20 protein-coding genes are annotated in these 20,275 nt (G+C 70.6%); 13 read left to right on the forward strand and 7 right to left on the reverse strand.

Features of this window, described 5'->3' with window-relative positions; translation table 11 throughout:
- Positions 1–76 precede the first annotated feature (76 nt).
- The 4 genes from tolB to OV427_RS33575 are packed head-to-tail and all read right to left on the reverse strand — an operon-like array spanning position 77 to position 3,342.
- Positions 77–1,363: a Tol-Pal system beta propeller repeat protein TolB gene (gene tolB / locus OV427_RS33560; RefSeq protein ID WP_267860293.1), complete on the reverse strand. Its 1,287-nt coding sequence runs from the start codon at positions 1,361–1,363 to the stop codon at positions 77–79.
- Complete coding sequence (locus OV427_RS33565) at positions 1,360–2,148, reverse strand: energy transducer TonB (RefSeq protein ID WP_267860294.1); 789 nt, start codon at positions 2,146–2,148, stop codon at positions 1,360–1,362. Before OV427_RS33565 ends, tolB begins: the two co-directional genes overlap by 4 nt.
- Before the next feature lie 3 nt (positions 2,149–2,151).
- Positions 2,152–2,619 (reverse strand): protein TolR, encoded by a 468-nt coding sequence (gene tolR, locus OV427_RS33570; protein ID WP_163995341.1) that lies wholly within the window; start codon positions 2,617–2,619, stop codon positions 2,152–2,154.
- Between the two features lie 12 nt (positions 2,620–2,631).
- Positions 2,632–3,342 (reverse strand): MotA/TolQ/ExbB proton channel family protein, encoded by a 711-nt coding sequence (locus tag OV427_RS33575; RefSeq protein WP_163995340.1) that lies wholly within the window; start codon positions 3,340–3,342, stop codon positions 2,632–2,634.
- A gap of 158 nt (positions 3,343–3,500) precedes the next feature.
- Here OV427_RS33575 and OV427_RS33580 point away from each other — a divergent pair, with 158 nt between their 5' ends.
- A complete protein-coding gene (locus OV427_RS33580; protein ID WP_267860295.1) occupies positions 3,501–4,505 on the forward strand; it encodes a hypothetical protein in 1,005 nt (334 codons plus the stop codon).
- Between the two features lie 125 nt (positions 4,506–4,630).
- The gene (gene murI, locus OV427_RS33585) at positions 4,631–5,446 is read left to right on the forward strand and encodes a glutamate racemase (protein WP_267860296.1); all 816 of its coding nucleotides are present in this window, start codon (positions 4,631–4,633) and stop codon (positions 5,444–5,446) included.
- Between the two features lie 68 nt (positions 5,447–5,514).
- On the opposite strand, the gene carF is transcribed toward murI, so the two are convergent.
- Positions 5,515–6,369: a plasmanylethanolamine desaturase gene (carF, locus tag OV427_RS33590; RefSeq protein ID WP_267860297.1), complete on the reverse strand. Its 855-nt coding sequence runs from the start codon at positions 6,367–6,369 to the stop codon at positions 5,515–5,517.
- Between the two features lie 218 nt (positions 6,370–6,587).
- Between carF and OV427_RS33595 the strand changes: the two genes are divergently transcribed.
- On the forward strand, positions 6,588–7,145 hold the full coding sequence (locus tag OV427_RS33595; protein WP_163995544.1) for a nickel-dependent hydrogenase large subunit: 558 nt from the start codon (positions 6,588–6,590) through the stop codon (positions 7,143–7,145).
- A gap of 94 nt (positions 7,146–7,239) precedes the next feature.
- Here OV427_RS33595 and OV427_RS33600 read toward each other — a convergent pair whose 3' ends face one another.
- Complete coding sequence (locus tag OV427_RS33600) at positions 7,240–8,712, reverse strand: SLC13 family permease (protein WP_267860298.1); 1,473 nt, start codon at positions 8,710–8,712, stop codon at positions 7,240–7,242.
- A gap of 120 nt (positions 8,713–8,832) precedes the next feature.
- Here OV427_RS33600 and ftsE point away from each other — a divergent pair, with 120 nt between their 5' ends.
- The 10 genes from ftsE (at position 8,833) to OV427_RS33650 (ending at position 19,603) form a co-directional block, all read left to right on the forward strand.
- Positions 8,833–9,528 carry a cell division ATP-binding protein FtsE gene (gene ftsE, locus OV427_RS33605; RefSeq protein WP_163995335.1) on the forward strand — a complete coding sequence of 232 codons (696 nt, stop codon included), beginning with the start codon at positions 8,833–8,835 and terminating at the stop codon, positions 9,526–9,528.
- Complete coding sequence (locus OV427_RS33610; protein WP_267860299.1) at positions 9,525–10,427, forward strand: cell division protein FtsX; 903 nt, start codon at positions 9,525–9,527, stop codon at positions 10,425–10,427. The genes ftsE and OV427_RS33610 overlap by 4 nt, the downstream gene beginning before the upstream one ends.
- Positions 10,424–11,551 carry a murein hydrolase activator EnvC family protein gene (locus OV427_RS33615; protein WP_267860300.1) on the forward strand — a complete coding sequence of 376 codons (1,128 nt, stop codon included), beginning with the start codon at positions 10,424–10,426 and terminating at the stop codon, positions 11,549–11,551. Before OV427_RS33610 ends, OV427_RS33615 begins: the two co-directional genes overlap by 4 nt.
- Before the next feature lie 65 nt (positions 11,552–11,616).
- Entirely contained in the window at positions 11,617–11,886 is a 270-nt protein-coding gene (locus OV427_RS33620) for a hypothetical protein (RefSeq protein ID WP_267860301.1), read from the forward strand.
- Positions 11,887–12,020: 134 nt separating this feature from the next.
- On the forward strand, positions 12,021–12,881 hold the full coding sequence (locus OV427_RS33625) for an alpha/beta fold hydrolase (protein WP_267860302.1): 861 nt from the start codon (positions 12,021–12,023) through the stop codon (positions 12,879–12,881).
- A gap of 62 nt (positions 12,882–12,943) precedes the next feature.
- Complete coding sequence (locus tag OV427_RS33630; protein ID WP_267860303.1) at positions 12,944–14,329, forward strand: S41 family peptidase; 1,386 nt, start codon at positions 12,944–12,946, stop codon at positions 14,327–14,329.
- A gap of 69 nt (positions 14,330–14,398) precedes the next feature.
- A complete protein-coding gene (locus OV427_RS33635) occupies positions 14,399–16,294 on the forward strand; it encodes a PEGA domain-containing protein (RefSeq protein ID WP_267860304.1) in 1,896 nt (631 codons plus the stop codon).
- Between the two features lie 2 nt (positions 16,295–16,296).
- Positions 16,297–16,554 (forward strand): hypothetical protein, encoded by a 258-nt coding sequence (locus tag OV427_RS33640; protein ID WP_267860305.1) that lies wholly within the window; start codon positions 16,297–16,299, stop codon positions 16,552–16,554.
- Positions 16,555–16,764: 210 nt separating this feature from the next.
- Positions 16,765–17,748, forward strand: a complete 984-nt coding sequence (locus tag OV427_RS33645) for a D-alanine--D-alanine ligase (protein WP_267860306.1) — start codon at positions 16,765–16,767, stop codon at positions 17,746–17,748.
- Between the two features lie 325 nt (positions 17,749–18,073).
- On the forward strand, positions 18,074–19,603 hold the full coding sequence (locus OV427_RS33650; protein WP_163995327.1) for a cellulose synthase family protein: 1,530 nt from the start codon (positions 18,074–18,076) through the stop codon (positions 19,601–19,603).
- Between the two features lie 64 nt (positions 19,604–19,667).
- On the opposite strand, the gene OV427_RS33655 is transcribed toward OV427_RS33650, so the two are convergent.
- The gene (locus OV427_RS33655; RefSeq protein ID WP_267860307.1) at positions 19,668–20,219 is read right to left on the reverse strand and encodes a hypothetical protein; all 552 of its coding nucleotides are present in this window, start codon (positions 20,217–20,219) and stop codon (positions 19,668–19,670) included.
- Between the last annotated feature and the right edge of the window lie 56 nt (positions 20,220–20,275).

The following is a 20,275-nucleotide window of genomic DNA, read 5'->3' on the forward strand; positions in this document are numbered from 1 at the left end:
ACACCCGCTCTCCACCCCGGCGTCGAGGGGCGCACCGGACCCCCCACCCACGGGGGCCCGATGCCACCACCGGGGCCTACTCCGCGAGGGGCGCCCAGTCGGGCGTCTGCAGGGCGCCCTTCTCGGCGCGCAGGGGGAGCTGGTTGTTGCCATCCGCCGTCATGACGAACAGCTGCGAGCCGCCGTTGCGCGAAGAGGTGAAGACGATGAGCCGCCCGTTGGGAGAGAAGGCCGGCTCCTCATTGTTGGCCTGGTCCTGCGTCAGGCGTGTCACCTTGCCCGTCTCCACATTCACGGTGAAGAGGTCGAAGGCGTTGCGCTCGTCGCGCGCGGTGAAGGCGATGAGGTCACCGCGCGGGGACCAGTCCGGCGTCTGGTTGTAGTTGCCCTGGAAGGTGAGCCGGCGCACGCCCGAGCCGTCCACGCTCATCACGTAGATTTGCGGGCTGCCGCCCCGGTTGGACACGAAGGCGAGCCGCTTGCCGTCCGGCGACCAGGCGGGGCTGGTGTTGAGCCCGTAGGGCGTGTCGGTGACGGCCTTGGCGCCGCTGCCGTCCGCGTTGGCCACGTAGATTTGAGCGCTCTCCCCGTCCGCCAGCGCATACGCCAGGCGCTTGCCGTCCGGCGAGTACGCCGCGCCGGTGGCCATCTGCCCCTCGGCCACGAGCGAGCGCGCCTCACCGCCCGGCTTCTGCACGAAGATGTCCGGCCGGTTCTTGCGGTACGTGGTGAAGGCCACCTGCGCGCCGTCCGGAGTCAGCGCGGGGAGGATGTTGATGCCGCCCTTGGTGAGCGACTGCGCGTTGCCGCCGTCCCAGTCCGACACCACGACGTCGCGATTCTGGCCGGACTTGCGCACGTAGGTGATGCGAGACAGGAAGGGGCTGGGCTCGCGGGTGTAGTGCCGGTAGAGCGCGTCCGCCAGCCGGTGCGCCAGCAGCGACGCGTTGTCCGCCGGGGCGTCCTTGGACACCTTCAGGTCCTCACGGCCGGTGCCTACGTTGAACAGGCGCATCTCGCCGCGCAGCACGCCGCCGTCCTGCGCCAGTGACACCTTCACGAGCGCCTCGGCGCCCACGTCCGCCCAGCGGCTGAAGTTGATGCTGCCGGCCGTCATGCCCTCCGTCGCGTCCGCGGTGAAGCCCTTGCGGTCCAGCACCTGGAGGATGCCGGAGGCGGTCAGGTCGAAGCTGAACGCCGTGTCGAAGGCGGGCGCCAGCTTCTTGCCGCCTTCGTTCTGAGTCACCGGCGCGGGCACGGCCACCGGCAGCGGGCGGAAGTTGGCGCCGGAGATTTCAATCGTCGGCGCCTGGGCGAGCGCCGCGAGCGGGAGGAGGACCAGGGAAAGGAGCAGGGCTTTCATAGGGCGTTGAACACCAGGTTGACGCCGCTCTTCTGCAGAGCGTCTCTGAGGTGGTCCGGCGGAGGCGAGAACGGCGCCGCCTTGCGCACGGCGGTGACGACGGCGGAGTCGAAGAGGTCGTTGCCACTGGCCTTGGTGAGGCTCACGTCCAGCACCTCGCCGGCGCGGCCCAGGCGCACCGCCACCATGGCCTTGAGGTGGAGGCGCTCGGACTCGGGGATGGTGTCCGCCACGCTGTAGTGCCGGCGCACCTGCGACTGGAGCAGGCCGAAGTAGCGCTCGCCCTCGGCGGTGGCCGAGTCGCCGTCCGGGTCGCCGTCCTCGGCGCCCTCGGCATCTTCGGGCTCGGCCGCCTTGGCCGTCTTGTCGAAGGCGCCGAACAGCCGCTTGCGCCGGTCCTCGCCCGACGTCTCACCCTTCACGGGCGTGGGTTTCGGAGCGGAAGAGGGCTCGGGCTTCACGCCCGGAATGGGCACCGCCACCGCGGCCGACGAGGGCGGGGGCGGCGCGTCCGGGGCGGGCTTGGGCGCGTCCACCTGCTTGGGCGGAGGCGGCGGTTGCTCCTTGCGCGGCAGCAGCTTGGAGTCCCTGGGCTTGCCCAGCCGCACCAGCGAGGCGCGGATGGGCTGGGCCTCCAGGTCCACCTTCGGGCCGGAGGCGAAGCGTGCGTACAGCACCGCCGCCAGCAGCACGGCGATGTGCCCCACGACGGAGGCCCCCACGAAGCGCGACAGCCGCGTGGGACGCGAGACGAGCAGGCTGTGGGCCACCGCGGAGTCCGTCATGGGCTAGCGCTTCGCCTCCTTCGACTTGCCCTTCTTCTCGTTGGACGTCTTGGCCCCACCCGAAGGGTCCGTGATCATCCCCACGTTGTTGATGCCCGCGCGCTGTGCCGCCGCCATGACTTCCACCACCACGCCGTACGGCACGTCGCGGTCCGCATGGAGGTAGACTTCCTTGTCGGCCTGGGCCTTGGCATTGGCGGTCAGCTTCTCCGCCAGCTCCTCCAGCGCCACTTCGGCGTCACCGATGTAGACCTTGCGCCCGGCGTCGATGGACAGCACCAGCTTCTTCTCGGTGGCCTCCACCGGCGCGGCCTTCGTCTCCGGCAGGTTGACCTTCACGCCCTGCTGGATGAGGGGTGCCGTCACCATGAAGATGATGAGCAGCACCAGCATCACGTCCACCATGGGCGTGACGTTGATCTCGCTCATGGTGGTGCGGCCACCGCCGCGGTTGCCTCCGCCCATTCCCATGGCAGTCCTCGCCTAGCGGAAGAAGTGCCGCTTGATGATGTTGAGGAAGTCCGCGGAGAAGTTCGCCATCTCCGTGTCGAACACCTTGATGCGGCTGACGAACGAGTTGTAGGCCACCACCGCCGGAATCGCCGCGAACAGGCCCGCCGCCGTGGCGAACAGCGCGTTGCCCACCGGCGCGGCCACCGTGGCCAGCGTCGCGTTGCCCTGCTCGGCAATCTGGTTGAACGCGCTGAGGATGCCGATGACGGTGCCGAACAGCCCCACGAAGGGCGACGCCGCGCCCACCGTGCCCAGGAAGGACACCCGGTTCTCCAGCTCCGTGATCTGCGCGGTGGAGGCGCGGTTCAGCGCCCGCTCCACGTTTTCGATTCCGCCCAGCCGCTCGGCCATGGCGCCCTCGGCGCCGCCTTCCTTGGACTGCGCCAGCTTGCTCAGCTCCTCGTAGCCGGCGCAGAAGACCTTGGAGAGGGGCGAGCCGTCGAGCTTCTGGGCCGTCTGGTAGATGGCCTCCAGGCGCGAGGCCTTCCAGAAGGTGTCGAGGAAGGTGAGAGACTGTGCGCGGGCCTTCGTGAGCTGGGCGGCCTTCATTGCGATGAGGGCCCAGGAGGCCACGGACACGCCCATCAGGAGCAGCAGCACGGCCAGCTCGATGAAGGAGGCGTCGCGGATGATCTCCACGTAGTTCATGGCGCCGAGCGCCAGGGGTAGGTGGGGCGTCATGGGGTGCAGGCCGTAACACTCCGATCCAACAGGGTCAAACAAAGGAGGGACGCCCGGTTGCTTGAAGCAGCATGCGGTCGTGGGTGAATAATTCCCGAGGGTGGCCGTCCGGAGAGGTTGTAACGGGCCGAACACCTACCACCCCACGAAGGTTCCCCATGAACTCCCGACTGCTGGTCGCATTCCTCTGCCTGGCGGCGGTTGCACCCGGTTGCATCATCCACGACGACACGCCCGACTACCCGGGCGACGCGACCTTCCGTTGGACGTTCGGCGGGCTGCGCTGCGACGAGGACCGCGACATCAAGGGCGTCAACATCGACATCCCCGGCGAAATCCTCGAGAACGACGGCCGCTATCCCTGCCAGGCCAACGGCTTCGACGGCATCGTCCTCCACGACTTCGCGCCCGGCGTCTACAGCTTCACCATCGAGGCGGTGAGCTACTCCAACGAGCAGCTCTATGTCGCCAGCGGCACCTTCCGGGTGGACGGCGACGTGACGGTGAGCGTGGACATGACGCCGACGGGCACGCCGCCCTCGTTCGCCTACGTGAGCTGGCTGTTCCCGCCGAACAACGTCAGCTCCAGCCCCAACTGCAACCAGGCCGGCATCGCCTCCGTGGACGTCCGCGTGGACGACGGTGAGTGGACGCGTCTGGACTGCGCGCAGGGCTACGGCGCCAACAGCGTCAAGACGCCGTACCTGGACCCGGGCACGCACTCGCTGGAGTTCGTCGCCGTCGATAGGAATGGCGACCCCTGGTACTACTACAGCGGCACCATCAACACCCAGTCCGGCACGCCCACCTCGCACACGGCCTCCATGTGGGCGATTGGCGGGGCCTCCATCCGCTGGGACATCGTCGCCAACAGCCAGACGCTGACGTGCGCGCAGGCCGGCATCACCACGGTGCGCATCAACTTCCGCGACGCCTTCACCAACGAGCTGGTGTACGGAATCATGGGCGACGCCCACGGCTGCAACGACGCCCCGGTGGTGTACGAGTTCCTGCGGCCGGGTCGCTACAAGGTGGAGATGTACGCGCAGGCCTCGAACGGCCGCGAGTTCCTGTCGCCGGACAACGGGCCCTTCCTCGACGTGGTGGCCCACCAGTTCCCCGGGCCGAACGCCTCACTCCCGGTGCCGCTCATCCGGTTGTAACGGTTACCGGCAGTCAGCCTGCCTGGTCGTGAGGTGAACGGAGGGTCGGGGCGGGGTGCCCCGGCCCTTCGTCGTTTCCGGGGGGGGCGCGGGGGCTGGCATCAAACGTGATAGGGACAGGGCACATGCGGCAAGGCAGCCACAGTCCCATTGGCGTGTTCGACTCGGGTGTCGGAGGGCTGACAGTCCTCAAGGCGCTCATGGCCCACCTCCCCCACGAGAGCACGGTGTACCTGGGGGACACCGCGCGGGTGCCCTACGGCACCAAGTCCGGCGAGGTGGTGACGCGCTACTCGCTGAAGAACGCGGAGTTCCTCCTGGAGCGCGGCGTGAAGCTGCTGGTGGTGGCGTGCAACACCGCCTCGGCGGTGGCGCTGCCGGCGCTGGAGGCGGCGCTGCCGATTCCGGTGGTGGGCGTCATCGCCCCCGGCGCGCGCGCGGCCCTGGGGCGCACCCGGGGCGGCGGGGTGGGCGTCATCGGCACTCCGGGCACCATCCGCTCGGGCGCCTATCAGCGCGAGCTCGAGGCCGCGGACCCGCGGGTGCGGGTGAAGGCCCGCGCCTGCCCCCTCTTCGTGCCGCTGGCGGAGGAGGGGTGGACCACGGGCGACGTGCCCTTCCTCACGGCGCGCGAGTACCTGTCCGAGTTCGCCCGCGACGGTGTGGACACGCTGGTGCTGGGCTGCACCCACTACCCGCTGCTCAAGGGCGTCATCGCGGAGGTGGTGGGGCCGGCAGTCGCCCTGGTGGACTCGGCGGAGGCCACGGCGGAGGCGGTGGCGGCGCTGCTCGCGGAGCGCGGCGGCCTGGCCTCGGCGGCGCACACCGCGCCCACGCACGCGTACTACGTCACCGACGTGCCGGAGCGCTTCGTCGAGGTGGGAGCGCGCTTCCTCGGCCGGCCCATCCCCGCCGCGGAGCAGGTGGACCTGACCTTCTGAAGCGGACCGGGTGACGTCCTCGCTTTCGTTGCGAAGGCGGCGTCACCCGGGCCGTACCGCCCGGGGCTTCAGGCCGACGGGCGGGTGGAGACGGGGGCCGCGGTCTCCTCGGTGGCCTTGGTGAGCAGCTCCTTGGCCACCTGGACGACGGGGGCCTCGGTGGCGACCTGGGCCTCCACCAGCGCGAGGGCGGCCTCGTCGCCGATGTCGTCCTGGCGCGGCAGCAGGCCGGTGGCCCAGGTGATGAGCCGCTCCGCCAGGGGGAAGAAGTGCACCACCTGCAGCGGCCAGTTCAGCCAGCCCACGGTGATGCAGTAGTACTTGTTGTACGGCGCCGTGTGGTGGATGCGGTGGTGGTCCGGCGGCAGGATGAGGTGTACGCGCTGCAGGAAGGAGATGAGCGGCGGCGGCGCGTCCATGTGCGACCACTTGTGGAACTGGTTGGTCGCCATCACCCAGAAGATCATCGCGCCGAGGAACGCGGACGCGAACACCCAGCCCGGGCCGGTCATGGGCATGGCCACGGCCATGATGGCCACGGGGATGGAGATGAGGCAGTTGTTGCCATTGGTCTCCACGAAGTCGTGGCGCGTAATCGCCTTCTCGTCCACGTGGTGCTCGCGGAACGGGCGGATGAAGGCCTTGCCCAGCAGCGGCATCTTCGTGGAGCCCCAGGTGTCGCCCATCCAGTGGACGAAGCCGGAGACGAAGTCCGCGGCGAGGTAGCCCAGCAGCACCGCGCTCAAGAGCAGCCATGTGCCCGTGTAGGCACTGCCCCAGAGCCGGTAGACCAGCGCCAGCTCCAGCGAGATGAACGCGACGATGGAGCTGATCTCCATGGCGCGGATGGCGGGCGAGTATCCCTGGGCCAGCACCTGGGCGTCCTGCTGGCGCACCTTGTTCTCGATCTCGTTTTTCTTCATCCGGTTCTGTACGTACCCCAGCCCCTTTCGGCTTTTCAACGGACGGGTCGCAAGTTCCCGAGGGCTCGCACGGCTGGTGGGCGCGGGCAGGGGCGCGTGACGGGCTCGCGAAGGCCTGCTTCGCGCCCGGCGGGCAGGCGCACGGAGGCGGGCGCCGAACACAGTCACGCTTACCTTGTGTCGTGGGGATGCGGCTGGTACGTTCCGCCGCCTCGGCGATGACGAAAACCTTCGAGAAAGCCGTCACCGGCTTCAACCACAACATCAAGCACAAGGGGAAGGTCTACCACGTCCAGACCGAGGACTCGGGCGTCAACAACCCCCACATCATCACCCACCTGTTCGTGGGCGGGAACATCCTCGCGTCGAAGAAGACGTCCTATGCGGACATCCTCAACGCGGAGAACCTGTCGGAGGTCGTGCGCGAGTTGATGGAGGAGCAGCATAAGGAAATGCTGCGCAACCTCATCAACGGTGTGTACGACACCTTCGAGTCCACGGCGCGCAGCTACCAGCCCGGACAGCTGGAGACGGACTCGGCGCCCGTGAAGATGCAGCCGGGGCAGTCCATGGCCCCGCCGCAGCCGCTGCCGCAGGCGCCCGTCGTGCCCGCCGTGGCGGCGCTGCCCCCGGAAGTGGCCGCCGCGCGCGCCATGAAGGAAAAGCCGAAGATCAACGAGGTCGGCGTGGAGACCCTCTTCGGCGAGGACCTCATCTCCGAGAAGAGCCTCGACGAGGTCATCCTCAGCTACCTCGCCGGCGAGGGTGAGCAGTAGCACCGCCCCTCCCGCGGTACGGGTCTGGACAGAGCCTGGACAAGCCCTGGACTCCGTGAGTCAGGTCAGGGGCTTGCGGGCCCTCGGCGGCAGACTACGGCAGCACCCACCGCACCCACGTCGCCCCGTACAGGGTGAGCACCAGGGCGGCCAGCACGTCCAGCAGCACCCCCGCCTTCATCATCACCGGCAGGCGCACGTACCCGCTGCCGAAGACGATGGCATTGGGCGGCGTACCCGCCGGCAGGGCGAAGTCGCACGAGGCGGCGAAGGTGCTCACCGCCATCAGCGGCCGCGAGGCGGGCAGCACGTTGAGCATGACATTGACGGTGGCGGTGTTGGAGGCGATGGCCGACAGCAGGATGGTGGTGGTGGACACCACGCCGTGCTGCGCGAGGGCCGGCAGGGCCTCCAGTCCGGACAGGCGGGTGATGAGCCAGGCGGACAGGCCGCTCGCCTCGATGCCGGCCGCGAGCGCGAAGCCACCGCCCAGCAGCAGCAGCGTGTCCCAGGGCACGCTGCGCAGGGCCGCCAGGGACAGCCGGCCCAGGGCCAGCAGCACCAGCGCCCCCACCATGGCCACGCTCGCCTCATAGTGCTTGCCGGCCAGCTTGAAGCCGTCGAAGGCGCTGGCCACGAGCGGGGCCAGCAGGGCGCGCAGCGGGTCGCCGAAAATCCACAGCACCGCCGCGGTGAGGAACACCCCGCCCACCACGCGCTCGCCGCCGGACAGGGGGCCGAGCCGGGCCAGCTCGCTGGCGATGACGTCCCCGCCCTGGCCGGGGCCCAGCGCGTCCTTGCGTCCCCAGCGCCACAGCACCGCCCAGGCGATGGGAAGGAAGATGAGGACGAAGGGGAGGGCGGCGACCATGTACTCCATGAAGCCCACCTCGCTGCCCAGCCGCCGCGACACCACGCCCGCGAAGACGGAGTTGGTGGGCGAGCCAATCTTGGTGCCGATGCCGCCGATGTTGGAGCCGTAGGCCACCGCCAGCATCAGCGCGGCGCCGAAGTGCCGCAGCCGGCGGCCCTCGGCGGCCTCGAGCTGGGCCACGAGCGCCATGCCGATGGGCACCATCATCACCGCGGTGGCGGTGTTGGAAATCCAGAGCGACACGGCGGCGGTGGCGGCCAGCATGCCGAACAGCAGGCGCCGGGGCCCGGTGCCGATGGCGTGCATGATGAGCAGGGCGATGCGCCGATGCAGGCCCCACTGCTCCAGCGCGGCGCCCAGGGCCATGCCGCCCATGAAGAGGAAGATGTACGGGTCCACGAAGGGCTGCGCGGAGTGGCCCACCGCCGCCACGACGCTCGTGTCGCCGAAGACGCCCAGGGCGGGGAAGAGGACCAGCGGGAGCAGGGCGGTCCACCCCATGGGGGCGGCCTCGGTGAACCACCAGAGGGCCATCCACGCGGCCACGGCGGCGGCGGCCGCGGGGCGGTGGCCCATGCCTTCAATCGTGTGCAGCCCGGAGGGGATGAAGTAGACGAGCGCGGCCACGGCTGGCCCGGCGATGCGCCCCACCCACTGTCCGGTTGTCGTACGCGGAGCGGCCCGCTGGCTCATGGCCCGCCACGCTCGCACAGGTGGCGCCACGGGTGGGAGGGGAGAGCCCGCCCTCTCGCCGGGCGTGCGTGGGGCGCTTCTGCCCGGCCGTGGTAGGTTGGCGACCCTCCCGCGCGCGCCATGATTCAGTTCTTCCACGTCTACAAGGCGTACCCCGGCGACCCGCCGGTGCTCTCGGACATCAACCTCAACGTGGAGAAGGGCGAGTTCGTCTTCCTCACCGGCCCTTCCGGCGCGGGGAAGACGACGCTGCTCAAGCTCATCTTCTGCGCGGAGAAGGCCACCAAGGGGCAGATTCTGGTGGGCGGCCGCAACATCGCCCGCATCCGCGAGTCCGCGGTGCCGTACCTGCGGCGCAACATCGGGGTGGTGTTCCAGGACTTCAAGCTGCTGCCGCACCGGACGGTGGAGGACAACGTGTCCTTCACGCTGGACGTGCTCGGCGTGCCGCGCGCGGAGGCCCGGGAGAAGGTGCGCCGCATGCTGAAGCTGGTGGGGCTGGAGCACAAGGCGGACTCGTTCCCCCTGCGCCTGTCGGGTGGAGAGCAGCAGCGCGTGGTGATTGCGCGCGCGCTCGTGAATGACCCGACGATTCTGCTGGCGGACGAGCCCACCGGCAACCTGGACCCGGCGCTCACGGTGGAAATCATGGACCTGCTCACCCAGGTCAACATCCGCGGCACCACGGTGATGGTGGCCACGCACGACGCGACGCTCCTGGCGCGTTACCAGAAGCGCACGGTGCGGCTGGAGCGCGGGCAGATTGTCTCCGACGAGGACGGCGTGAAGGCGGCGCGGCGGATGGTGGCCGGATGAGCGTGGCGGCGAAGGCGCGGTACTTCTGGCGCTCGGCGGCGGTGGGGTTGCGGCACTCGCCCTTCGTGCACTTCATCGCCGTCACCACCATCGCCATCGCCCTGTTCTCCGCGGGCATGGCCCGGGGCGCGGCGCGGGTGCTGGACAACCTCCTGGCGTCGCTCGGCGGCGAGGTGGAGGTGACGGTGTACCTGGCCCCCGAGCTGGGCGAGGACGAGGTGCACGGCGTCTACACCCGCGTGCTGGAATTGAGCGCGGGCGAGGTGACGCTGGTGCCCCCGGACGCCGCGCTGACGCGGCTGCGCACGGAACTGGGAGACCTGGGCGACGCGCTGGCGGAGCTGCCGGAGAACCCGCTGCCCGCGACGCTGGAGCTGCGCGTGCCCCCGGAGAAGCGCAACCCGGCCTCGCTCCAGGCGCTGGCGAAGGAGCTGCGCGCGCTGCCGGGTGTGTCGGGCGTGGACTATGGCGAGGCGGCCGTGGAGCGCCTGTCCGCCATCGCCCGGGCGCTGCGCTTCGGTGCGCTGGTGGCCTTCGCGGTGGTGCTGGGCGCCACCGTCATCATCGTCGCGGCGACGCTGCAGCTCGCCATCTACGCGCGGCGCGGCGAGATTGAAATCCAGAAGCTGGTGGGCGCCACGGACCGCTTCGTCAAGGCGCCCTTCCTGCTGGAGGGACTGCTCCAGGGGCTGCTCGGCGCGGGCGTGGCGCTGCTGGGGCTGTGGGCCTTCGGGCACGTGCTGGGGCCCACGCTGGGCTCGCTGTTCGCGTTCCTCCTGGGGCCGGGCGTGGCGGCGCCGTGGGTGGAGCCGCGGCTGGCGCTGGAGCTGGTGGGCGCCGGGTGTGGCCTGGGCCTGGGCGGCAGCTTCGTCGCGGTGGGACGCTTCCTGCGGGTATGAGGCGGGCGCTCCTCCACCTTCCGCTGGCCCTGGTGCTGGCGGCCTCCGCTGCGTCCGCGCAAGCGCACGAGGAGGCCGAGCAGGCCGCCCTGCGCGACAAGCTGGCCACGCAGCGCGCGACGCTGGCGCTCATCGAGGCGAAGAAGCTCTCCGTGCTGGAGGGCGTGGAGCTGATGGAGGAGATGGCGGCCTTCTCCCGGCGGCGCGTGCGCTCGCTGGAGGGCGACCTGGCCGTGTTCCGCCGCCGCGTGATTCTGGCCGAGCGCGAGGAGGCCGTGCTGCGCGAGGCGCTGCGGCTCCAACTGCGCCGGCTGTCGCCCCGGCTGCGCACGCTCTACCGCCTCATGCGCCGCCGGCCGCTGGAGGTGCTGCTGTCCGCGGACGACTTCGCCGCGCTGGTGTGGCGCGCCCGGGCCTTGGAGGCCAGCATGTCCGGCGACCTGGAATTGCTGCGCGCCGTGCAGCGCGTGGCCCACCTGCAGCGCCAGGCGACGCGCGAGCTGAAGCGCCTGCAGACGTCGCTGTCCGCGCGCGTGGCCTTCCTCCAGGAACAGGAGAAGCTGGCCCGCGCGCAGCAGGAGGCGCTGGAGGAAGTCGTCGGCTCGCTGGCCGGCGAGGCGGAGCTGGCGAAGCGCGCGGTGCGCGAGCTGGAGCAGGCGGACGCGGAGCTGACCCGCGTGGTGAGTGACTTGAAGGAACTGCCCGCCACGCACGGCTTCGGCGCGCTGAAGGGCAAGCTGCCCCGGCCGGTGAAGGGCGTCGTCGAGGTGGGCTTCGGCAAGGTGGTCAACCCGCGCTTCAACACCGTCACGGTGCAGAAGGGCCTGGACATCCGCGCCGCCGCGGGCACGCCCGTGCTGGCCGTGGCCGAGGGCACCGTCGCCTACGCCGGCTCGCTGCGCGGCTACGGCAACCTGCTCATCCTGGACCACGGCGACGGCTTCCACACCCTCATGGCCCACCTGGCCACGATAGCGGCCGAGCTCGGCGCCACCGTGGCCGCGGGCGACGCGGTGGGCGAGGTGGGGGACACCGGCTCCCTCAAGGGCGCCTACCTGTACTTCGAGGTGCGCCGGGCCGGACAGGCCGTGGACCCGGCGCCGTGGCTGGCCCCTTCGCCCTGACTTGCGGATGAAACGCCGTGGGCTGGAGTATCCCGTTCGATTCGTGCGCACGGTGGAGGCCGCTCATGGGAACGAAGACCCTGGACCAGCTCAACGACGACATCACCCTCAAGGCGGTGGAGTTCCTCAAGAAGAAGGAGGGGGCGCTGGGGCCCTGTGGCAGGTGCGGGGGCACCGACTGGACCGCGACGGCCCTGCGGCTGCTGGGAACGCCCGTGAGTGAAAGGCAGAACACGAGCGTACCCACCAAGACCGTGCCCATGCTGCTGCTGGCGTGCACGCAGTGTGGCCTGACCTACATGCACAACCTCATCGTGCTCGGTCTGGAGAAATGATGGCCGCTCGTTGCCGGGCCAGGCCGTGGACCCGGCGTCCTGGCGGGCTCCTGGTTTCTGACGCATTGCGGCAAAATAATCCGGAGGTTGTTATCCTTCGCTGCATCCCCCCCTTGCGAGGAGCAGGCAGGCGCATGGACTTGATGGGCGGAATGCAGAAGGTGATGCGGCGGATGCTGGTGGCCCGTGGCGTCGAGTCCACCACCGTGGACGTGGCGGGGCAGGCGCTGCACCACTACTCGCTGAAGGGCGAGGGCAAGGGGCCGCCGGTGGTGCTGGTGCACGGGCTGGGCGGCTCGGCCAACGGCTTCGGGCGCACCTTCTTCGGACTGGCGAAGCGCTTCTCGCGCGTGGTGGCGCCGGACCTGCCGGGCCACGGCTTCTCGACGGAGTACTGCGGCGGCGAGCTGTGCGTGCGCAACCAGTTCGACGTGCTGCGCGCCTACGTCGAGCAGGTGGTGGGCGAGCCGGCCTTCGTGGTGGGCAACTCGCTGGGCGGGGCCATGTCCGTGAATCTGGCGGCGGAGTCCCCGCGCTGGGTGCGCGCGCTGGCGCTGGTGGCCCCGGCGGGCGCGGCGTTGCCGGAGGCGGAGAACACCGCGCTGCTCAACTCCTTCGTCGTACGCTCGCCCGCGGAGGCGCGTGCCTTCACCCGGAGGCTGTTCCACCGGCCGCCGCTGCCCGCGCTGCTGTTCGCCTACGAGTTGCGCCGCTTCTACGACACGCCCACGGTGCGGGCGCTCACCGCCGAGGCGCTCGCCACGCGCGCCAGCCTGGAGCCGGAGAAGGTCCGCAACCTGGCCATGCCCGTCCTCTTCCTGTGGGGCGGCAGCGAGCGACTGCTCCCCTCGGTGACGCTGGAGTGGTACCGCGCCCACCTGCCGGCGCACGCCCGCGTCCAGGTGGTGGACGGCTTCGGCCATGTGCCGCAGCTCGAGCGTCCAGACGAGCTGGTGTCGCACCTGGTGCGCTTCGCCGACACGTCCGGGCTCTGAGGCCGGGTGTAGACTCCGACTCGGCCTTCCTTCGCCTCCCTCCCGGGAAAGGACGTACCGACGTGACGGGTCTCCCCCAGCCTTGGCGAGCGGCGCTGGCCGCCTTCCTCCTCCTGACCGGACCCTCGGCCGCCGACGAGAAGACGAAGGACGGCGCCCGGGCCGCCACCGCGCCCGCCGCCACCGGCCGCGCGGAGCGGGCCGAGCGCGACGACGCCACCTTCCGCCAGCTCGAGCTCTTCGCCCGGGTGCTCTCCTACGTGGAGAACAACTACGTGGAGCCGCCGGACCGCGAGCGGCTGGTCCAGGGCGCCATCCAGGGCATGCTGGAGACGTTGGACCCGCACACCGTCTACATGCCCCCGGAGGTGTTCCGGGAGATGAAGATAGACACCTCGGGAGAGTGGGGCGGGCTGGGCATCGAAATCGCGCGCAAGGGTGAGCGCATCGTCGTGGTGGCCCCCATCGACGACACGCCCGCGGCGCGCGCGGGCATCAAGGCCGGCGACGAATTGGTCGGCATCGACGGCGAGTCCACGCAGGGCATGGACGTGGGCCGGGCGATGCAGAAGATGCGCGGGCCGGCGGGTGGGCGGGTGCTGCTCACCATCATGCGCCAGGGCTTCAGCGCGCCCCGCGAAATCGCCATCATCCGCGACCACATCCGCATCATCTCCGTGGAGGGCTCGCTGTACGGCGGCATCGGCCACGTGAAGGTGAAGAACTTCCAGGACCGCACGGGACTGTACCTGCGCAAGGAGCTGGACCGGCTGCGCGCGCTCAACGGCGGGAAGGAGCTGAGCGGGCTGGTGCTGGACTTGCGCAACAACCCGGGCGGCCTGCTGGACGAGGCGGTGGCGGTGAGCGACCGCTTCCTGCCGGGCAACCTGCCCATCGTCTCCACCCGCGGGCGCGACGGGCGCAACGCCACCGAGGAGCGCAGCAAGGACCGCGACACGGAGAAGGACTACCCCGTGGTGGTGCTGGTCAACGCGGGCAGCGCCTCCGCGTCCGAAATCGTGGCCGGCGCGCTCCAGGACCACGGCCGCGCCACCATCATGGGCACGCAGACCTTCGGCAAGGGCAGCGTCCAGACGGTGATTGAGCTGGAGGACGGCTCGGGCCTGAAGCTGACCATCGCCCGCTACTACACGCCCAAGGGGCGCAGCATCCAGGAGCGCGGCATCACCCCCGACTACCTCGTCCCCGACGAGCCGGGCGGCAAGACGCCGCGCGACGTGGTGCGCGAGAAGGACCTGCAGCGCCACTTCCGCGCCGAGCCCACCGCCGTCACCGAGACGCCCGCCGCCGCGCCGCACGGGCTGCCCGAGGGCCTCAAGGACTGGGACGTCACCGCCGCGCTGAAGGACTACCCGCTGAAGGTCGCGCTCGAGTACCTCCATGGGCTGGCCCCGGCGCGTGTGCCGGCGCGTACGTCGGGTCGCTGATGACTCGTTCCCGCTTGCATTTCGCCGCGTACTCCGTTTGATGCGCAACGAACCATGGGTGAACGAGTGATGCGACCTTCGAGCGTTCGGGCGCTGCAAGTGGCCCTGAGCGGGTGGCTGGTGGGCCTGCTGGCGGTAGGGCCCGCGGCGGCGCAGTCGTCCATGCCCGTGCGGCTGGTGCCCCGGACCCTCGCCGCCGCCTCCACGGGGCCGACGGTGACGGTGGTGGCCATTCCGCTGGACGCGGCGGCCCGAACCGAAGCGGCCAGGCTGACGCACTTCGCGGAGCAGGCGGTGGTGCGCTCCGGCCGACTGGAATTGGTGCGGCTGACGGATGCCCTGGACACGAGCGGCCGGCGCGAGCGCGAGGCCAGCGCGGCCGCCGCCGCCGCCGCGATGAAGGAGGGCCAGAAGGCCTACGACGAGCTGGACACGCAGCAGGCGCTCCAGCAGTTCGACAAGGCGGTGCGCGCGTACGAGGCGGGGGACCTGTCCTGGCACTTCGGCGAGCTCATCCGCGCGCGGGTGATGAAGGCGGCCTCGCAGGTGGCCAACGGGGAGAACACGGCGGCCCAGCTGGAGATCCGCTCGGTGCTGGCGATGGACCCGCGGGCGCAGTTCTCGCCCAACTTCTTCCCGCCGGACGAGATGGCCTTCGTGGAGAAGGAGCGCAAGTCCGCGCTGGCCGCCGCGAAGACGTCGCTGTCGGTGCGCACGGAGCCGGTGGTCGCGCCGGTGTACGTGAACGGCGAGTTCCGGGGCGTGTCGCCGGTGTCGCTGACGGACCTGACGCCCGCGGACCACTACGTGACGGCGGTGGCGCCTGGCTACGCGCTGGCGCAGCGCCGCGCGCGCGAGGGCGAGACGGTGCTCACCCTGAAGCCGGTGGCGGCGCAGAAGGCGCTGCAGACGGCCACCGAGAAGGCGGCGCGCAAGCCGGAGGGCCCGGACCGCGACAAGGCCCTGCGCGAGCTGGGCACGCTGGCCGGGGTGTCCCAGGTGCTGGCGCTGCTCGTCCGGGGCGGGGCGGGGGCGGGGCCGCTGGACGTGACGGCGCTGCGGCTGGACGTGGCGGACGGGCACAACCAGGCCTGGGCGCTGGCCACGGTGCCGCGCGGAGAGGGCATGGCCGCGGGCTCGGAGGCGCTGCTGACGGGGCTGGTGTCCGTCGACGCGCCCCGCCAGGGCGGCAAGCCGGTGACGCACTTCTCGGGCGGCAGCGCCACGCGCCGCACCCTGGGCTACGTGCTGATGGCCACCGGCGTGGCCATGGTGGCCGGCGGCGTCTACTTCGGCATGGAGGCCTCCGCGAAGGAGGACGACTTCCGCCGCGCCCCGCAGAACAGCGCGCGCGCCAAGGACCTGAAGGACACCGGCAAGACGTACGCGCTGGTGGCGGACGTCGGCGTCATCGCGGGCCTGGCGGCCGCGGGCCTGGGTGGCTACTTCGCCTTCGCCGGTGGTGGTGGAAGCAGCAGCAGCAAGGCCCCTGCTCCGGTGAGCCCCGCCGAGCCCACGCGCGCCACTCCGCCCGCGCGGTCGTCCCCGCAGGACACGAAGCGCGAGGCGCTGCCCATGCCGCCGCCCCCGGCGAGCACGAAGCCCAAGAGCGAGTCGCTGCCCATGCCGCCCCCGCCCTCGAAGGCCACGCCCTCGACGACGCCTCCGCCCTCGAAGCCCCCTCCCTCGCCGCCGCCGCCGAAGGAGGAGCCGCCCGCGCGCCCGACGGACAGCAAGCGCGCGCAGGAGGAAGCGCGCCAGCGCGAGGAGGAACTGCGCAAGCGCCGTGAAGAGGTGGAGCGCCAGCGTCGCGAGCTGGAGGAGCAGCGCAAGAAGGACGAGGAGGCGGCGGCGAAGCGCGCGGAGGAGGAGAAGCGCAAGCGCGAGGAGGAGGAGCGGCGGAAGAAGGAAGAGGAGAAGAAGAAGAAGCCCGCACTCGACGAAGACGATCTCCGGAACTACTAGCCATGCGCCGCTCCCTTCACTCCCTCGTTCCGCTCGCGGCCCTCTGCCTGGGACTGTCCGCGTGCAGCCTGCTCCTCGACTTCGACGAGGAGGGGCAGCCCTGCGACGAGCGCAATCAGTGCCTCCCGGGCTACGTCTGCAAGGATGACGCGTGCGTCTCCGACGGCACCCCCACCGGCGATGCCGGCACCCGCGCGGATGCCGGTACCGGTGGGGACGCCGGAACCACCGGGGACGCCGGCACCGACGCGGGCCGCTGAGCCCGCGCGCGGGGACGGGACTTTCTACAGTCCCGGCCCCGTGTCCCCGGGGCCGCGCCGTGTCCTGACGCCCACGCCTGCCCGCCTGCCCGGGCGTCCGCCCAACCCCTTGTTCCGAGGGGAAACCCACGCGGTCCGTCCGTTCCGGCCCGGACGCGGTGGGGTTGGCATCCTCCGTGCTCTGTCCCGTGTCCAGGAGGCATCATCGACATGGGCAAGCGCGTTGGAGTTCTGATGGGTGGGTGGGGCGAGGAGCGGGAGATTTCGCTCAAGACGGGAGAGGCCGTGGTGGGGGCGCTGGAGTCGCGCGGCCACCAGGTCACCCGCATCTTCGCCGGCCCCGGCCTGGACAGGGCGCTGCGCGCGGCGGAGCTGGACGTGGCCTTCGTCGCGCTGCACGGGCGCATGGGCGAGGACGGCCGCGTGCAGGGCCTCCTGGAGCTGCTGGAGCTGCCGTACACCGGCTCGGGCGTGCTGGCCTCGGCGCTGGCCATGAACAAGCCCATGGCGAAGAAGCTCTTCCGGCTGCACAACCTGCCCACGCCCCAGGGCTACCGCGTGGGCCGCGACGACGCGGCGCGCGCGCTGGAGCTGCACGGTGATCTGGGCTTCCCGTGCGTGGTGAAGCCCGCCTGCGGCGGCTCCTCCGTGGGGCTGGCGCTGGTGCACGAGCCCCAGGCGCTCGCCCCCGCGGTGGCGCAGGCGTGCCGCTTCGGCGGCGAGGCGCTGGTGGAGCGCTTCGTGGCCGGCCGCGAGGTGACGGTGGGCATCCTCGGCGACACGGTGCTGGGCAGCTGCGAGATTGCCACCCCGCGCGAGGGCTTCGACTACGAGGCCAAGTACAAGGGCGGCGCCCGCTACTTCGTTCCGCCCCGGCTGTCGCCGACGCGTGTGGCCAATGTCGAAGCGCTGGCGCTCGCCGCGTACCGTGCGCTGGGCTGCCGCGGCTACGGCCGGGTGGACCTGCTCTGCTCGGACACGGAGAACGACGTGGTGCTGGAGGTGAACACGCTGCCCGGCTTCACCCCCACCAGCCTGCTGCCGAAGATTGCCGCCCACGGCGGCCTGGACTTCGCGGAGCTCACCGAGCGAATCCTCGCGCTGGCCACCCGCGACGAGGCCGGCATCACCGACGCCCCCGCCGTGGCCCCCGTCCCCGTCGTCACCCCGGAGCCCCGCCGCGCCGTGAGCTGACCCGGCGGGTTGGCCCTCTCACCGGCGCCGCCTCAGCCCCGGCGCCGGCCCTGACAGCCTCCCGAGACGACTGTGACGCAGGGTGTCAGTTCTCCGTGAACGGAACGTTCAAATCCGGGGAATAGTTTGACACGACCTTGACGCGTCCCTATTGTCCGGCGCCGATCACTCCCGGAAGGCTAAAACCTCGTCTTTTCGGGCACATACGGAGCGGGGGCTCACCAGACCCATCTGGCGGCGGTCAGCGTGAGAAGGGTGTCGGTGCCGCCGCGCAGGGAAGGACCGCGGGCCACGGGGGCCGAGCGGGAGGGGCTGAGCGTCACCGATGACCACCGTCGAGATCATCTTCCTGGGCGTCTACTTCAGCGTCCTGTGCGTGCTGGCGGTCTACGGCTCGCACAGGTACCGGATGGCGTTCCTGTACTACCGGCACAAGTTCAAGCTGCCGACGCCGAAGGGCCCTCTCAAGGCGCTCCCACGCGTAACAATCCAGCTCCCCATCTTCAACGAGATGTACGTGGTGGAGCGCCTGGTCGAGTCGGTGTGCCGCATCGACTACCCGCGCGAGCTGCTGGAAATCCAGGTCCTGGACGACTCGACGGACGAGACGTGTGGCATCGCCCGCGCGTGCGTGGAGCGGCACAAGCAGAAGGGCCACGACATCGTCTACATCCACCGCACCAACCGCCAGGGCTTCAAGGCGGGCGCGCTGGAGAACGGCCTGAAGCTGGCGCGTGGTGAGTTCGTCGCGGTGTTCGACGCGGACTTCGTGCCCAGCCCGGACTTCCTGCTGCGCACGGTGCCGTTCTTCGCGGACGACAAGGTGGGCATGGTGCAGGTGCGCTGGGGTCACCTCAACCGTGACTTCTCCATCCTGACGCAGGCGCAGAGCATCTTCCTGGACGGGCACTTCATCATCGAGCACACCGCCCGCAACCGCTCCGGCTGCTTCTTCAACTTCAACGGCACGGCGGGCATCTGGCGCCGCGGCACCATCTCCGACGCGGGCGGCTGGCAGCACGACACGCTCACCGAGGACCTGGACCTGAGCTACCGCGCCCAGCTCAAGGGCTGGCAGTTCATCTTCCTGCCCGAGGTCATCTCCCCGGCCGAAGTCCCGGTGGACATGAACGCCTTCAAGAGCCAGCAGCACCGCTGGGCCAAGGGCTCCATCCAGACGGCGAAGAAGCTGCTGCCCACCATCCTGAAGAGCGACCTGCCCATGGCGGTGAAGCGGGAGGCCTTCTTCCACCTCACCAACAACATGGCCTACCTGCTGATGGTGCTCCTGTCCGTGCTGATGCCCATCAGCATGGTGGTGCGCTTCCAGCACGGCCTGTACGGCACGCTCTTCCTGGACCTGCCCTTCTTCATCAGCGCCACCGCCAGCGTCTGCGTGTTCTACGTGGCCGCGCAGCGGGAGATGGGTGTGAATGGGTGGGCGCGGGTGAAGTACCTGCCCTTCCTGATGAGCCTGGGTATCGGCCTGGCCATCAACAACGCGAAGGCGGTGCTGGAGGCGTTGCTCAACCAGCAGTCCGGCTTCGCGCGCACGCCGAAGACGGGCGCCGAGGGCAAGAAGGTCGTCGCGGTGAAGAAGACCTACCGCGGCAGCAAGACGCTGATGCCGGTGGTGGAGCTGCTCTTCGCGGCCTACTTCACGGGCGCGCTCTGGTTCGCCATCGACGCGCGCATCTACACGTCGGTGCCCTTCATCATCCTGTTCCAGGCGGGCTTCCTGTACGTCGGCGTGTCCAGCCTGCTGCAGGGCCTGGGCCTGTCCGGCAAGCTGAAGCTGACGGACGCCGCTCCGGCGGTGAACGCCGCCGGTGAGCAGCCGCGCCGCGCGGCCTGAGCGACACTCCCTCCGGGGATGCGAGAGGGGTGGGGTCCACAGCGGGCCTCACCCCTTCGTCGTTTCAGGTGCCCGCGTCCGGCTCGCCGCGCAGGAGCACCTGCCGCAGCCGCACGGTGGGCGCGCCGGAGGGAGCGGCGCGGCAGCCCTCGTCGATGGAGGTGCTGGCCGCGGAGCGCAGCGTGAGGCCCGCGTCGGCGCACGCCTCGACTTCGGTGGGGAAGACGACGGGGCAGGGCGCGCCCGAGCCGGCGAAGCCCGTGGCGTGCGTCTGGCCCACGAAGCCCTCGGGGGTGCGATGGAGGACGATGGTGGCGGTGCTCGCGTCCGGCGCGTCGGTGCCGCCATCCGCGTGGGCGCGCACCACGGAGAGTGACAGCGTGCCGCCGTCGTCCTCGCCGTGGTAGCGGAAGGCGGGGTTCTCCGCGTGGAAGTACTCGCCTGCCTGGCTGCTCTCACAGCCTGGAGGCACGCGAACGGGAGGCGGAGGTGGGACCTGCACCTCCGTGCGCGGAGGCGTCTTGGCGGGGCACGCCGTAAGGGAGAGAACACTGAGGCCGAAAGCCAGGGAGGACAGGACGCGGTGCATGGGGCGCGGATATTCGCCCAACGGCATGGCGGGCGGGACTCTGTTTGATTCCCCAGGGATGACTCTCTAACCTTCGGTCCGTC

Origin of the sequence: Pyxidicoccus sp. MSG2 (assembly GCF_026626705.1) — a bacterium.
Taxonomy (GTDB): domain Bacteria; phylum Myxococcota; class Myxococcia; order Myxococcales; family Myxococcaceae; genus Myxococcus.

Coding starts and splice junctions, on each gene's coding strand:
- OV427_RS33635 (WP_267860304.1), top strand. CDS start 14,399: ATGCGACCTTCGAGCGTTCGGGCGCTGCAAGTGGCCCTGAGCGGGTGG.
- tolR (WP_163995341.1), bottom strand. CDS start 2,619: ATGGGAATGGGCGGAGGCAACCGCGGCGGTGGCCGCACCACCATGAGC.
- OV427_RS33615 (WP_267860300.1), top strand. CDS start 10,424: ATGAGGCGGGCGCTCCTCCACCTTCCGCTGGCCCTGGTGCTGGCGGCC.
- OV427_RS33610 (WP_267860299.1), top strand. CDS start 9,525: ATGAGCGTGGCGGCGAAGGCGCGGTACTTCTGGCGCTCGGCGGCGGTG.
- tolB (WP_267860293.1), bottom strand. CDS start 1,363: ATGAAAGCCCTGCTCCTTTCCCTGGTCCTCCTCCCGCTCGCGGCGCTC.
- murI (WP_267860296.1), top strand. CDS start 4,631: ATGCGGCAAGGCAGCCACAGTCCCATTGGCGTGTTCGACTCGGGTGTC.
- ftsE (WP_163995335.1), top strand. CDS start 8,833: ATGATTCAGTTCTTCCACGTCTACAAGGCGTACCCCGGCGACCCGCCG.
- OV427_RS33620 (WP_267860301.1), top strand. CDS start 11,617: ATGGGAACGAAGACCCTGGACCAGCTCAACGACGACATCACCCTCAAG.
- OV427_RS33600 (WP_267860298.1), bottom strand. CDS start 8,712: ATGAGCCAGCGGGCCGCTCCGCGTACGACAACCGGACAGTGGGTGGGG.
- OV427_RS33595 (WP_163995544.1), top strand. CDS start 6,588: ATGACGAAAACCTTCGAGAAAGCCGTCACCGGCTTCAACCACAACATC.
- OV427_RS33640 (WP_267860305.1), top strand. CDS start 16,297: ATGCGCCGCTCCCTTCACTCCCTCGTTCCGCTCGCGGCCCTCTGCCTG.
- OV427_RS33580 (WP_267860295.1), top strand. CDS start 3,501: ATGAACTCCCGACTGCTGGTCGCATTCCTCTGCCTGGCGGCGGTTGCA.
- OV427_RS33575 (WP_163995340.1), bottom strand. CDS start 3,342: ATGACGCCCCACCTACCCCTGGCGCTCGGCGCCATGAACTACGTGGAG.
- OV427_RS33565 (WP_267860294.1), bottom strand. CDS start 2,148: ATGACGGACTCCGCGGTGGCCCACAGCCTGCTCGTCTCGCGTCCCACG.
- OV427_RS33655 (WP_267860307.1), bottom strand. CDS start 20,219: ATGCCGTTGGGCGAATATCCGCGCCCCATGCACCGCGTCCTGTCCTCC.
- OV427_RS33650 (WP_163995327.1), top strand. CDS start 18,074: ATGACCACCGTCGAGATCATCTTCCTGGGCGTCTACTTCAGCGTCCTG.
- OV427_RS33645 (WP_267860306.1), top strand. CDS start 16,765: ATGGGCAAGCGCGTTGGAGTTCTGATGGGTGGGTGGGGCGAGGAGCGG.
- carF (WP_267860297.1), bottom strand. CDS start 6,369: ATGAAGAAAAACGAGATCGAGAACAAGGTGCGCCAGCAGGACGCCCAG.
- OV427_RS33625 (WP_267860302.1), top strand. CDS start 12,021: ATGGACTTGATGGGCGGAATGCAGAAGGTGATGCGGCGGATGCTGGTG.